General features: G+C 72.7%; 1 protein-coding gene. It reads right to left on the bottom strand.

Annotation, left to right across the window (positions count from 1 at the left end; genetic code table 11):
* Positions 1-718 (bottom strand): acyltransferase domain-containing protein (locus KN815_RS34290; protein WP_253209411.1); only part of this gene is annotated, 718 nt, incomplete at both ends.

The raw sequence follows: 718 nt of genomic DNA, 5'->3' as shown, positions 1-718 counted from the left end.
CCTGCATCAAACGGCCACGCGCCGCCACCAACCGGCACGCATCCGCCAGCGACAACACACCCGCCACATGCGCCGCGGCCAACTCACCGATCGAATGCCCGGAGAGGAAATCGGGCCGCAGCCCCCACGCCTCCACCAGCCGGAACAACGCCACCTCAACCGCGAACAAAGCGGGCTGAGTGAACCCCGTCTGGTCCAGCGCCGCAGCATCGTCCCCGAACAGCACATCCTTCAAAGGCCGTTCGAGATGCGCGTCCAGCTCCGCACATACCGCGTCCAGCGCATCCGCGAACACCGGGTAGGCGTCATACAGCTCACGCCCCATCCCCAGCCGCTGACTCCCCTGCCCCGTGAACAGGAACGCCACCTTGCCAGCGGCGACCTTGCCCTCGACCAGCCCGGTCGCGGGCTCCTCGCGGGAGAGGGCGTCGAGGGCGCGTATCAGGCCCTCGCGGTCGTCGGCGACGATCGCCGCCCGGTGGTCGAAGGCGGCCCGGCCGATGGCCAGCGAGAAGCCGACGTCGGTGAGGCGCAGTTCGGGGTGGGCCTCGAGGTGGGCGCGCAGGTTCGCGGCCTGCGCGCGCAGCGCGGGGCGGCTCTTGGCCGCCACGGTCCACAGCGGCAGCGCGGCGGCGGCGCGGGCCTCGGCCGGGGCGCCGTCGTCGGCCGTCTTCGCGGTCCGCGGCTCCTCGGCGTCCGGCTCGGGCGCCTGTTCCAG

The organism is Streptomyces niphimycinicus, from assembly GCF_018883605.1.
GTDB classification, from domain to species: domain Bacteria; phylum Actinomycetota; class Actinomycetes; order Streptomycetales; family Streptomycetaceae; genus Streptomyces; species Streptomyces niphimycinicus.
The sequence above is the reverse complement of the archived record's forward strand: the minus strand, read 5'-3'. Positions and strand labels throughout refer to the sequence as shown.